The 13550-nt window shown below is 37.1% G+C and carries 7 protein-coding genes; 6 read left to right on the forward strand and 1 reads right to left on the reverse strand.

The annotated features are described in order from the left end of the window. The first annotated feature begins 533 nt into the window (after positions 1–533). The 3 genes from MSVAZ_RS00760 (at position 534) to MSVAZ_RS00770 (ending at position 4634) form a co-directional block, all read left to right on the forward strand. Positions 534–1433: a glycosyltransferase family 2 protein gene (locus MSVAZ_RS00760; RefSeq protein WP_048123474.1), complete on the forward strand. Its 900-nt coding sequence runs from the start codon at positions 534–536 to the stop codon at positions 1431–1433. Between the two features lie 22 nt (positions 1434–1455). Further along, positions 1456–2469 carry a glycosyltransferase gene (locus tag MSVAZ_RS00765; protein ID WP_048116794.1) on the forward strand — a complete coding sequence of 338 codons (1014 nt, stop codon included), beginning with the start codon at positions 1456–1458 and terminating at the stop codon, positions 2467–2469. A gap of 185 nt (positions 2470–2654) precedes the next feature. Next, on the forward strand, positions 2655–4634 hold the full coding sequence (locus MSVAZ_RS00770) for a hypothetical protein (protein WP_048116796.1): 1980 nt from the start codon (positions 2655–2657) through the stop codon (positions 4632–4634). A gap of 513 nt (positions 4635–5147) precedes the next feature. On the opposite strand, the gene MSVAZ_RS00775 is transcribed toward MSVAZ_RS00770, so the two are convergent. Continuing rightward, positions 5148–6353 carry a glycosyltransferase gene (locus tag MSVAZ_RS00775; protein ID WP_048116798.1) on the reverse strand — a complete coding sequence of 402 codons (1206 nt, stop codon included), beginning with the start codon at positions 6351–6353 and terminating at the stop codon, positions 5148–5150. Positions 6354–6555: 202 nt separating this feature from the next. Between MSVAZ_RS00775 and MSVAZ_RS00780 the strand changes: the two genes are divergently transcribed. The 3 genes from MSVAZ_RS00780 (at position 6556) to MSVAZ_RS00790 (ending at position 13195) form a co-directional block, all read left to right on the forward strand. Then, positions 6556–7740 carry a glycosyltransferase family 4 protein gene (locus tag MSVAZ_RS00780; protein ID WP_048116801.1) on the forward strand — a complete coding sequence of 395 codons (1185 nt, stop codon included), beginning with the start codon at positions 6556–6558 and terminating at the stop codon, positions 7738–7740. Positions 7741–8793: 1053 nt separating this feature from the next. After that, positions 8794–10269 (forward strand): right-handed parallel beta-helix repeat-containing protein, encoded by a 1476-nt coding sequence (locus tag MSVAZ_RS00785; RefSeq protein WP_198146772.1) that lies wholly within the window; start codon positions 8794–8796, stop codon positions 10267–10269. Positions 10270–11149: 880 nt separating this feature from the next. Further along, positions 11150–13195, forward strand: a complete 2046-nt coding sequence (locus MSVAZ_RS00790) for a right-handed parallel beta-helix repeat-containing protein (protein ID WP_048116805.1) — start codon at positions 11150–11152, stop codon at positions 13193–13195. Positions 13196–13550: the final 355 nt, after the last annotated feature.

Genomic DNA, 13550 nt, shown 5'->3' on the forward strand with positions numbered 1-13550 from the left:
GTCTCCCTCTTTCTACTTTTTTAAATATACTTTCGGGGTTGAATCCGCAGGGTTGCAAACGTTGACATCTAACAAGGAAGTCTTTGAGTTCTTATATCTGTATAATTTTTTCTTTTATTATTCTCTTATTTTTGTAAATAATTGATACCTTTTAAGCTACTATTATGGTTAACAGGCATTTCACATGGGTTTAATTATTTTTCGTTATCGGGGTTACTGGCTAATTATTTTTCGTGTCTAAATGCTTATATAGCTCGTATATTAAAACAGATACAGGTCTTGCATTAAATGCTGTGACTCACTTACGGAGTATTTATGTTCCTTCTTTTGGGTAAAAAGAGGAGAACAAGTCCCCCAATTGATTCTCTGTAAATGTAGCCGTAAAAGACCTTTTGAAACCCTCTAAAAATTATGGAGCGATGACTCTGAAAAATATATTTGCAGAATTTGGACTTTTTACTGATTTTTCCCTAATAAACTATGTTATCAAGGAGACTTCTTACCTTTATCTTCAAAGAGGTAGATGATTGCATATGGCCATTACGATTGCAGCCATACCTGCTTATAACGAAGCCCATGCCATTGCAGATGTTATCAAGGGTTGCAAAAAATACGTCGACAGAGTAGTAGTTGTAGATGACGGAAGCACCGATAATACTGTCGATATCGCCGAATCTCTTGGTGCCTATGTAGTTCGTCACGAAACAAATAAGGGATATGGAGCAGCCCTAAGAAACTGTTTTGAAACCGCCCGTAAGCTCGATGCAAATGCTATGGTCATAATTGACTCTGACGGTCAACATGACCCCTCCGAAATTCCCAAGCTCCTTGAACCCTTGAAAAATGGGTTTGATCTGGTAATCGGCTCAAGATTTGTCAATGGCAACGGTAAAAATGTCCCTATTTATCGTAAATTCGGGATGAAAGTCCTTGATATCGCAACCTATATTGCAGGCGGTCTGAATGTAACGGATTCACAAAGCGGATTTCGAGCTTATGGAAAAAAAGCTATTGAAAACATAAATTTGAATGGAACAGATATGTCTGCGGGCTCTGAAATTCTGATTCAGGCCAAGGATTATAAATTAAAGTTTACTGAAGTGGAAATCCATTGCAGATATGATCTTGAGGACTGCTCAAGTGAGCATCCTTTCATACATGGTCCTAGAGTCCTGTTCCGCATCCTTAAAGATATGGAGTACAGACGGCCTTTGTACTATTTCTCTGTTCCTGGCTTGATTATGACATCTACGGGCTTTCTTATGGGATTAATATTTTTACAGGATTTTCTTATGGGAGGATCCCTGCGCTTTGGGCCAACACTCCTTATGGTCATGCTGACGGTTATAGGAGCATTCATGGTGTTTACCGGAATAATACTGCATGCCATCTCAAGAATGATATTTTTAAATGAGAATATTCGAAAACAGTAATTTTAAAACGGGGCCAATTTGTATGAAATACCCTTTTGTTTCAGTCGTAGTAGGTATTCGTAATGAAGAAAAATTCATTGAAGAATGTATTGAGTCACTTCTTAATCTAGATTACCCGAGAGATTCTTACGAGATTATTATCGTTGATGGTATGTCCACCGACAAAACGCGAGATATTGTACAAAAATATCCTGTCACACTTCTTTTGAACGAAAAAAAGAATGTTGCTGCGGCAAGAAACCTTGGTGTGGAGAATGCCAGGGGAGAACTTGTCGCGTTTACCGACGGAGACTGTAAGGCCGATCCTCAGTGGTTGAAAACCCTTGTCCATGAAATGCAAGCTTCTCCAGATGATGTTGTGTGTTTTGGAGGGCCGAACCTGATCTTTGACACTGATCCTGTATTTGGCAGAGTTGTGGGATATGCCCAGGAGTCTTTCTTGGGGTCTGGAGGTTCGGCTCAGTCTAAAAACTCCACAAAAAAGCATTATGTCAGCTCTCTTCCTAACTGCAATGCAATGTACAAAAAAGCGGCAATTAAGGAAGTTGGAGGTTTTGATGAGCGGTTTGTGGTGGGTCAGGACGGAGACCTGAACTACAGAATCAGTAAGAAGGGTAACAAGTTTTTGTATATCCCGAATGCAAAGGTCCTGCACCATAGAAGAGGAACTTTCAAGTCCTTTTCCGTAAGGATGTTTAAGTATGGTGTGTGGATGGCAGAACTTTTCAAGAAGCATGGAGAATTTGTCCGTTGGTATGCTTTTTTGCCTTCGATTGCCATCTTATTTGCAGTCATTTTGCTTATTACTTCTATTAAATTTTTCATCCCAAGTTTGCTTCTTCTTGCACTCATGGCTGTGTACTTTATTCTTGTCTTTATTACCTCAATCCAGGTTACCTATAAAATGAAATCAAAATACGGTCTTTTTACCCTTTTTATTATTCCTGTGCAACACGTTGCTTATGGGCTGGGGTTTTTGTACAGCTTTACAAATTCCCCTTTGATCTCAAAAGACAGTTCCTGTTCAGATATTTAACAATCACGAACGATGTCATTTATTTAAATAGAAACCGAAACACTTGAATATATGTGAAGCTTTTCAGGGCAAAATCTTCTTAATCAATAAAGCCCTGATGAATTCTTGCTGATTTTCAAACACAGAAGTTTGGATGCCAGGTTTGTTAAATTTATTATATGATTATTTAAGGTCATGGAGATAGTATGTTCGGATTAAGTAAAGAAACAGGACTCGGATTAGATAATGACCGTCTAATGAGGTTAATTTCTTTTCTGTTTCCGTTAGCTATAATCTTCGCAGTAATATTCGCGTTCTTATGGATGTTTGCAACCGGAAAGTTCGGTTATGCACTTCGGGGGATATTTACAGGAATACCTGCAATACTTTCCTGTCTTTTCATATTTTTCATTTACAAAAAAGATGTAAGTTTGCACGATATCGATATCTTTCCATCATTGAGTACAAAGTCCCTTGCGTACCTTTTCGGGATATTTTATATTGGTTCCCTAGTTGTACTTTTGCTGTCTCCGGGAAGCAGGCCTCTATGCTATTTCCTTTTTATTTTAGGACTTTATCTGTCGGTATTCTTCCAAATTTTCTCTAAAAATATAAATCCTTCTCTTATTCTGGCGGAATCTATCTTAATCGCGGGTAATTTAATTTTCAGTGTGACTTTAAATTATGATTTCTATGTCGGTACCACAGACATCCTGCCCCATATCTTTATTTCGGAAGTTACTGCACTGACCGGGAAAATAATTCCGACTTCCTTAAGTGATTACGCTTACTTTCCTCTTTATCATGTGTTTATTGCAGAAGCTTCTGAAATCTTGAAAATAAGCATAAAGAACTCACTTTTTGTGGTAACTGCACCTGTCTATGCAATAACCATAATTTTCCTTTATTACCTTTTTAATTACATAACAAACAACAGGCAGATCTCACTCCTTTCATGTGTACTTTTCTCCGCAAGTTCTACCGTACTCTATTATGGTACAAATGTAATCACTCGCACAATGGCATTCATAATGTTTATTGTATTATTATACCTGATTTATAGTGTCAATTTCAAAGAGGATAAACTTTCCTTAAAAACCCTTTCAGTAATTGTTGCAGTTTTTTTAACTTTAGTTCACAATGTCTCCCTTCCACAGCTTGTTATATTGCTGATCATTCTTCTTGCATCGGAATATGTGATAGGGAATAACAACTATATCAGCAAACCCTTCTTTATACTGCTTAATGTCATTTTTTCCACTTACTGGTTCTTTGTAGCATACATGTTTGTACAGAGGAGCCTGGCTCCCCGTTTGCAGAGCCAGTTTTTGGATTCTATAGTTTTAACTGCTGGAGGTTCAGAAGTTCTTCAGGAAAGTTTTACTGATTTAGCAGGGCTTCTGGATAAATCGGTATTTTTATTTTTTGCATTGATAGGAATAGGTTTTCTCCTGAAAAATTACAAGAAAAATTATGCTTCTGTATTAGGGTTATTTGCTCTGTTGACTCTTATATTTTATATTCCCAATCCCCTCAATACGATCTGGCAGTTCAAAGTCCTTTTCAGAGTTGACCGGTTTATGCTTTTCGTCAGTCCCTTTATGGCTTTCATTATGGGGTACGGATTGTATATATTCTGGAATTATATGACTAAGTATTCTTCTAAGAAATCGAACTCTGCTTTCTTAGTGATCTTATTGTTTTCGATTTTTGTTTTAGTCTCTTCGGTCTACAGTATTTCAGATTCGGGTTTTCTTGGTCAAGAAGCAAAACACGAATACTTTACTTCCGAAGAGTTGAGCGGCTTTAATCATATTTTTAAGTATGTTCCTGTCAATTCTCCAACTAAGTCGGTTTACACCGATTATTACGCTTCAAGGTTCTTTTATGTCCCGCTGATTCCTTCGAAATCTGCGGAATTGAATATCTCATCTTACGATAATTACAGAATCGGTGATGTAAATAAACTCCCGGAATACAAAGGTTATATCGTTCTCAGAACCAGAGAGTTTTTCAGGAGTGGATTATACTTTGGCAGTGAGGAAAGCACCCTGAAAGATACTGCCAACTATTTCTATCAGGGGTTACCCAAAAATGAGCTTGAGCTGGAAAACAACCTCAAAGGCCTTGACAAAATCTATTCAAATCCATCGACAGACATTTACATTCCGCATAAGGGGATTTAATAACCCCTTAAATTTATTCTTTAAACTCACATTCCGATTTCTAATTTTTTTGTACAATTTCAAATCACAGAAGTATTATTATAATGGTTATCTATTAACGAACTGGCCAATATCAAATGATTATTATCTCAAGTTGGCAGGGGTTCAGAATGTGCATTTAAAGATGCTTTTTTTCCAGGTGCCCATTTTACTTCTAGTGTCATGGCAACTTAGTTATGATACTTCAATACATAGACAATACTTCATCTGTAGTCCCGTTCTTAATTATAATGATCCATAACTAAATTGCTTAGACACTAGTGCCGAGTCAACCGCAAAATGTCGTATAAAATCAATTGCAGTTATTAAGAATCATTGAATCCTTGATGATTGACTCAACATAGGGTGAAATGGTACAGCATTTGTATATGAGTATAAGCTTTTACGAATTTTTATTTTCTATTTTGTGGATTTTAGGGTCTGTGATTTACAGCAGACTAAGGAATTAAAAAAGTAGGCTGGAGGGATTGGGACTTATTTCAAAGTCTTCTCCAAAAGCTCTGAGTATATATCCACAGTCTTTTTTGCATGGGCTTCCCAGGTCAGTTCTCTCTGAATTATGCTTTTACGCCCGAGCTTCCCCATGTTTTCTCTCTGGTTTTTATTCTCAAGCAGTTTATTAATTTTTCTGGATAATTCTTCAGGGTTTTTTGCAGGTACCAAATACCCTGTTTCCCCATCGACCATAAGTTCAGGTATCCCGCCGACGTCGGTTGCTACAACTGGAACCTCACAGGCAAGGGCTTCAAGTACTACATTTGGTCTCCCTTCAGAAAGTGAAGGCAATACGAGGATATCCGAAGCTGAGATCCAGAGCGGGATGTTCTCATGGTTTACAGGCCCAGTGAATTTAATGTGATCTGCAATTTTGAGCTCCTGTGCTCTTTTTTCCAGACTTTTTTTCAGGCCATCGTCCCTGCCTACCATAAAAAGATTGGTGTTTGTGTTCACAAAATCCTTTGCAGCTTCAATAAGGTAGTCCACACCTTTTATTTTTCTAAGGGCTCCAACAAATAGGACGATATTCTTATCTTGTGGCAGGTTTAACAGATTCCTTGCATGTGCTTTTCCTGCAGGTTTGAACTTTACGGTGTTAACACCGTTTGGAACCACATGGACCTTTTCTTCGTTTATTCCCAGATTTACTATGTGGAGCTTGAGGTCCTCGCTGACAGAAAGAATCTTATCTGCAAAATTCATTGCCTCTATAATCTGCTTTGATGTATAGGAACCTTCATAAGCAACTTTTCTTTCTATTGTTCCGAGTGCACTTATTACAAGAGGGACTTTCCATTTCTTTGCAAGTTTCATCATCCCATACCCGTCGGGATATGAGAAGTGTGCGTGGATCAGGTCTGGTTCTGGATTTATATTTTTGATTGCGTATTCGAAAATGAAGTGAGAGTACGAAAACCCTGTTATGGGATAAAAATATTTTTTGGGGACAGCATATATATAACGTGGATAATGAAGGTCATATTTTTCGGTATGCTCAATCCGAGGCAGTTTAAAAAAGTTATAATATGGAAATACGGAAAAAGGAAGGACAAAGGGTTTTGGCGAGATGACAGTAACATCTACGCCCTGGTTTGCAATTGAGTCTATACTCTGTTTTATGAATGTCCCAAGTTGAGGGTAATACCTGTTAGGAAATTCCTGACATGCTTCCAGTACTTTCATAATCTTTTGCTCGTTTTCGATTCGGATGCATCAAAAGCAGACAGAGGAGAGAAGTAATCCTATAAATACTTCTCTGCAAAATGCATTAAATTCTTGTCCATGGATTTTATGCTAAACCCTCGTCCTTGAACTGAAAAAAATAATAAATAAAGCCATGGGATAAACTAATTAACTACTTTTGCTATTCTGGTAACCGGCTACTATGTTTAAAAAAGTAAATAATATTTTCCTGGTTTATTACGGTTCTTTCAATGCTAAATCAGGTTCGAATATCCACATTCTAGAACTTCTGAAAAATTTAAAAAAATATACTGATATAGTCCTGTTTGCACCCGGACAGAAGAGTGTAGACCGCACTCTTCCAGGGATAAAATGCGTGCCTGTAATAGACAATAAATATCTTGTACAGCCCTCTTACGAATTCATGCTTTCTTTTTACCTTCTTTATTCTTGCATAAGAAATAGGCCTGACGTGCTCTATCTTCGCCAGAATTCTTTTCCGTTCTTTCCTATACTTCTATGTAATATTCTAAAAATTCCTTCCATAGTAGAAGTTAATGGGATAGTTCTGGATGAGTTAAAGGTCGATCCAAATTCACAGTCTTTTGCGTATAGAGTTTTCTCTCATCTTGCACTCAGGTCTGAAAACTTTAATTACAGGCACTGCGACAGAATTGTTTCAGTCACGGATAAACTCAGGGACGAACTTGTGAGACTATACTCAGTTCCTGAGAGCAAAATCTATGTTATTAACAATGGGGCAAATACTGATGTATTCAAGCCTCTGGATTCCAAACAGACCAGAGAGAAGCTGCAGCTTGAAAACTCAAAAAAGTACATATGCTTTGTCGGGAACCTTGCAGCCTGGCAGGGAGTTGAATATCTAATTCATGCCTCTCCTTTGATTCTGGAGAAATGTCCTGATGCTCATTTCCTTGTTGTAGGAGACGGAGTTATGAAGGAGAAACTGATGGAAATAGCTTCTAGGTTAGGGCTTTCGGATAAATTTACTTTCACCGGAAGAATTCCCTACGAACAGGTTCCTCTCTACATCAACGCGGCTGATGTTTGCGTTGCTCCTTTCATCAAGGAAAGAAACTCAAAAATAGGACTTTCAGCATTGAAAACTTATGAGTACCTTGCCTGTGGAAAGCCTATTGTGGCAAGCGGTATTTCGGGAGTCAAAGATTTAATTGAAGCTTCAGATGGCGGAATTTCCGTAACTCCTGAAGATCCTGAACAACTTGCGATTGCTGTAGTCAAATTACTTCTCGATGAAAATACCCGAGCTCTTATGGGAGAGAAAGGCCGAAGATATGTCGTTGAGAATCACAGCTGGGACGGAGTTGCAAGGAAAATTCTTGACATATGCAAAGATATTATTTAATTAACTCTTTGTAACTTGTAAAAAGAAAGTCTACAGCTTTATTCATGGCTGTATTCATAAAACAAACGCAGGCTGAGATAGTATTTTTTGTAACTTACGGCATTTTACGGCTTGAGTAAACTACCAATCTTCAATCCTGCAATTCTTCATTATTTGCTAATATTACAGCGCTGCTGTAACAGAGTTCGGCAACTATGTGATATTTATCCATGTGTCTTCGGTTAAGGAATCATTTAACCATAACATGGCTACTAAAATTATTTACACATCTTGATTTACTTTACAGGTTTACAGAAAAACATGATAATAGTAACATTTTTCTAATAGATCGTATCTTAACCAATGACGAATGGATATTTATCTTAATTGCACTGTTTATTGCAAGGGGTTAATTAGAAACTAACAATAAATTCACTCTTTTCTCAAGATGAATTTGTGTAATTTGGAAAACTGTAATTTGGAAAACTTAACCTGAGAAACAGGCGATTTATTTTGAATTCTTTACTATAGCATCTTGTCTGGCAGTGTACCGAAAGTTCTATGAGTTATTAGTTCAGTACTTTTTCTCACATCTTTAAACTCATATAACTATCTTTTATAAAAATTTGACAAACAGTATGAAAAAACGGCCGAATTTGTAAATATTTTTTGTAAGTGTTCTTAAATTCTGCGACTGTATACGCTGTTACTACACAAATATCTATCTAACAGAAATAATTATGAATTTTTGTAATGATTAATACTAAATCATTTCGATGTTAAAACGAGAATTAGGAATCTTTTTATCGATGGGTTGCCTTATCCTTAAAGGTGTTATTATATATTAACCCTTTACGCTTTCAAAAATTAATTTGCGTATATAAAGCCTTTAAATTCTGAAAGGATCTAATGTTTGTAATATCTTGCCCAATATATCTGAAAATATGGGCAAACTTCCTCAAATTTTTAGCAAACAATTGTAATTTTTGCGGAGGTGTGGACACGTTACTGCACAAATATTTAATTATCAAAAATATTAATAAATTTTATTCTGATCACCTTAAGATGATCCCGATGTCAAAACGAGAATTTGGACTCCTTTTATTGGTAAGTTGCCTTATTCTTGCAAGCGTTCCTACTGCTTTATGCCAAAGTCCTGCGCCAACTGTTTATGTTGCAGGAGATGGTAGTGGAGATTTTAACTGCGATGGAAAAGATGATCATGTACAGATAAATCAGGCTCTTAAGTTTGTGGCTGATAACTCTGAATATACCACTGTCCACCTTAAAGGTCCGTTTACGTATGTTATTAACAATACTCTTCTCATCGGCAGCAATACTATTCTTGAAGGTGATTCGACTGCTGTGATCAAACTGGTTGATCACGCAGGCTGGGTTACAATGAAACCTTTGATCCAGCAGATGAGTAGTTCCGGAAATAATAACATTGTAATAAGAGGTTTCGAGGTTGATGGAAACCATGACGGTAATTACGATCAAAAAAAATATCCTAAGGGTAAAGGGTTCTATAATGTGATGTACTTCCTTTATTGCAATAACGTAACCGTATACGATATGTACATGCACGACGGGCTCGGAGACGGACTGAGGATAAAATATGGCAAGAACGTCCAGTTTTATAACAACAAGATATACAAGCTCGGACACGACGGTATGTTTGCGATTCAGTGTCAGAATGTAGAGGCCTGGAATAATATAATAACTTGCAGGACTAACAGTGGTCTTAGAATCTGGAACTCAAATGATGTAAAACTCCATGATAATTTCATCGATTCTTTCTACGATTGGAGCGCAGGCGGCCCGGGCATTCAGGTAGAAAAGTCTTCAGGTGCTATGGATGATATTGAGATCTACAATAATATGATCAATAATACCTACGGCCCTGGTATCTGGCTTTTCAACTATGATACCTCTGCTACCAAAGACGAGGGGAAAAATGTCTATATCCATCACAACATTTTCTATGACACGGGCACCAATCCTAGCATTACCTGGGTTGGGGGTATCTTGGGAAGTGGATTCCATGATACACTTATAGAAAATAATGTCTTTGACAGTGCATATAATGTTGCCATTGTCAGCATGAGTCCCGAAGGTTTTTTCTCAAATTATACGTCAGAATACACAACAATTGTCCGCAACAATATAATTGTAAATACCCAGAAGCGTACAAAAAGTCCGAGCGGAACAGGATATGGAATTGCCAATTACCTACCTGAAACACATTCCTTTGAGATTGCATATAATTGCCTTTACAATAACTCAGCGGGTAACTATAAAGACTGCACCTCGAAAGCCGATATCCACATAAGGCCATTATTTGTAGACCAGGAAAACCATGATTACCACCTTCAATCAAGAGGTGGAAGTTGGAACGGGAAAACATGGGTTAAATACAAAGTGAGTTCTCCATGTATTGATACCGGATATCCATCTGCTGACTATTCCAATGAACCTGAAGATAACGGAAACAGGATCAATATCGGAAGGTATGGGAACACAATCTATGCATCGAAATCAAAGCACTGATGCATCGATATGTTTATCGTTTCTTATATTGCGAATCCAGAGACTTGAGGTTGCATTTAAATTAACATTGATATAAGTGCCATAGCCGTTAGGAAAAACTAGACACGCGTTAAAAATTATATCCGGGAGGGATTTGAAAAAGATTCTGTATAACTTTAACGATATCATTTGATTGTATTCTTAATGATATTGCAAAGGCTGTCTCAAAACGACATTCAATTCTATAATTGGGATGATTCATTGATGGTAGGGGTTCAACCCTGCGTAAATTTTGGGATGATTTCCGGCTGAATTAAGTCAAAAATGTTTCCCCCAATTATAGAAATTGTTGGAGTTTTGAGATCTCCCGTAATGTTACTAAAGCTGTTTCTGACTTCGGGCCTGGCTAAAATCTTTATAGACTCTTCTTTTCATTTTACAAACTGATTAAAAATTCAAAAAGACTGCCAAAATATTTTTATAACATAGTGATTTAGTTCATAGTGTTGGCTATAGAAATTATTAAAGTGTTTATAGTGTTGACTATTAAAATTATTAAAGGCTAATACTCAATTTATTCACTATGATCCTTGGGGGGACTTAGATGAATTTGAGGAATTAGCCTGAAATAAAGGGTGATTTCTTCTGGATTCCTTTGTTCCTTTGATAGGATTTAGTAGTTTTTGCTATGAACAATTTCTCTAAGAATTTCTATAGTCTTGAATGTTGGAGAGTGGATACTATTTGAAAAATCTCATCCATTATTCAATGAACTGAGTAAGAAATTTGTCTAATTATTTGACAGGCAATTTTAATTTTGTAGACAGATGGGTACTTTTTGCCCAGCACTTACTCTGTAAATATTTTAATATACTTTTTATAGTAGTCTCAGGTGATATAGATGCTAAAAAGAGAATTAGGGATCTTTTTCTTGGTAAGTTGCCTTATTCTTGCAAGTATTCCTACTGCTTTATGCCGAAGTCCTGCACCAACTGTTTATGTTGCAGGAGATGGGAGTGGGGATTTTAATTGCGATGGAAAAGATGATCATGTACAGATAAATCAGGCCCTTAAGTTTGTAGCAGGTAACTCTAAATATACTACTGTCCACCTCAAAGGTCCTTTTACTTATGTTATTGACGATACTCTTCTCATTGGTAGCAATACTATTCTTGAAGGGGATTCAAATGCTGTTATCAAACTGGCTAACAACGCAGGTTGGGTTACAATGAAACCTATGATCCAGCAGATGAGCAGTTCCGGAAATAAAAACATTGTAATAAGAGGGTTCGAGGTTAATGGAAACCATGACGGTAATCCCAAAGTTTCTAAGGGTAAAGGGTACTATAATGTAATTTACTTTACTAAGTGTAGTAATGTAAAAGTATACAACATGTATATGCACGATGGACTCGGCGATGGGCTGAGGATAAAATCCGGAAATAATATTCAATTTTATAACAACAAGATATACAAGCTCGGGCACGACGGTTTGTTTGCAATTGAGTGTCAAAACGTAGAGGCCTGGAAGAATACAATAACCTGCAGGACTAACAGTGGTCTGCGAATCTGGAACTCAAACCATGTAAAATTCCATGACAATGTAATTAATTCTTTCTACCACTGGAGTGCAGGCGGCCCGGGCATTCAGATCGAAAAGTCTGCAGGTGTTATGGATGATATAGAGATCTATGATAATACTATCTCTAACACCTATGGCCCAGGCATCTGGATTTTCAACTATGACACCTCTGCTACCAAAGACAAAGGGAAAAATGTCCATATCTATCATAATGCCTTCTACGGGACAGGCACCAATCCTAGCATTACCTGGGTTGGGGGTATTGTAGCCAGTGGGTTCCATGATACTCTAATTGAAAATAATGTTTTTGACGGCGTATATCATGCTGCTGTTATTCACATGTATCCAGAAGTTTATTCTCCAAAGTACTCGTCAAAATACACAACAATTGTCCGTAACAACATAATTGTAAATACTCAAAAACGTACAAAGTCTCCTAGTGGGACAGGGTATGCAGTGATCAATTACATCACTAAAAACCATGTTTTTGTGTTGGAGAATAATTGCCTTTACAAGAACTCAGCAGGCAAATATAAAGGCTGCACTTCGAAATCTGACCTCTACTTAAACCCATTATTTGTAAACCAGAAAAAACATGATTATCACCTCCAGTCAGTTGCAGGTCACTGGAATGGGAAAAAATGGGTTAAGGACAAAGTTAGTTCTCCCTGTATTGATGCCGGATACGCCTCTTCGGACTATTCTAAAGAACCTGAAAATAATGGAAATAGGATTAACATAGGCAGATATGGAAACACAATCTATGCTTCACTGTCATCCACACAAGTAAAGACTGTTCAGTCTTTGTTAACAGACTCAATCTCTGAATATACAAATGAGACTGATGAAAATGAGACTGATGAAAATGAGACTGATGAAAATGAGACTGATGAAAATGAGACTGATGAAAATGAGATTGATGAGGATCTTAACTTTACGGAGGAAATTTTTGACGAGGACGAAGATAATTTCACATACTCCGAAGATCTTTCTGTCGATACACAGGGTCCGGTTATTGAATCAATTCCCGAAACTACAGTTAAGATTGGAGAAACTTTGAACTTTACAGTGAAAACGTCTGATGTGAATGGAGGCAATCTTACCTTTTCAGCATCTGATCTTCCTGCAGGCGCAAGTTTTGACAAAACAGGGGTTTTTAGCTGGACGCCTTCAAACGGACAGGAAGGGGTATACACTGTATCTTTTGAGGTAAGCGATGGCATTTTCAACGATTCTGAAGTTGCGATAATAAGTGTGGTTGAAGAAGCCGCTTTGAACCTTTCTAACGCGTACGACACCTACCTTTACGAAGTATCTCCTGAAGGCCTTTGTTTGAGCAATTTATCTCTCGGATTGGAGGAATGACTGATGCTTAGTAAGTTCTAAACCAAAAAACTCGCAGTCTGTGGTAAAACCAGCTCTGTTGAATCAATTCTAAATTGTGTAAATAAAGCAAGTTCTCAGAAAAATGGTCGGAATATCTTAAGAACGCAGTTAGAATGGAGTTGCAAGAATGGAATTGGAGCAATATGATCTGACAATACTTTTATGATATGTCAGAGTTTTACTCCTAACTTCCACATTCTTCTCCAACTTTTATGTTTTTTTTGTATGGTGTTTTCTCTTTCTACAAATTCATTCTTTCTGCAAATTTATTCTTTCTACAAATTTATTTGTTCTCTCTAACACTATGCAACTCTTTAAATATTTATCAAGTTTG

The organism is Methanosarcina vacuolata Z-761 (genome assembly GCF_000969905.1).
GTDB lineage: Archaea > Halobacteriota > Methanosarcinia > Methanosarcinales > Methanosarcinaceae > Methanosarcina > Methanosarcina vacuolata.

What these genes read in the sequence shown, in the direction of transcription:
- MSVAZ_RS00760 (WP_048123474.1), top strand. Translation starts at nt 534, where the DNA reads ATGGCCATTACGATTGCAGCCATACCTGCTTATAACGAAGCCCATGCC.
- MSVAZ_RS00765 (WP_048116794.1), top strand. Translation starts at nt 1,456, where the DNA reads ATGAAATACCCTTTTGTTTCAGTCGTAGTAGGTATTCGTAATGAAGAA.
- MSVAZ_RS00770 (WP_048116796.1), top strand. Translation starts at nt 2,655, where the DNA reads ATGTTCGGATTAAGTAAAGAAACAGGACTCGGATTAGATAATGACCGT.
- MSVAZ_RS00775 (WP_048116798.1), bottom strand. Translation starts at nt 6,353, where the DNA reads ATGAAAGTACTGGAAGCATGTCAGGAATTTCCTAACAGGTATTACCCT.
- MSVAZ_RS00780 (WP_048116801.1), top strand. Translation starts at nt 6,556, where the DNA reads ATGTTTAAAAAAGTAAATAATATTTTCCTGGTTTATTACGGTTCTTTC.
- MSVAZ_RS00785 (WP_198146772.1), top strand. Translation starts at nt 8,794, where the DNA reads ATGTCAAAACGAGAATTTGGACTCCTTTTATTGGTAAGTTGCCTTATT.
- MSVAZ_RS00790 (WP_048116805.1), top strand. Translation starts at nt 11,150, where the DNA reads ATGCTAAAAAGAGAATTAGGGATCTTTTTCTTGGTAAGTTGCCTTATT.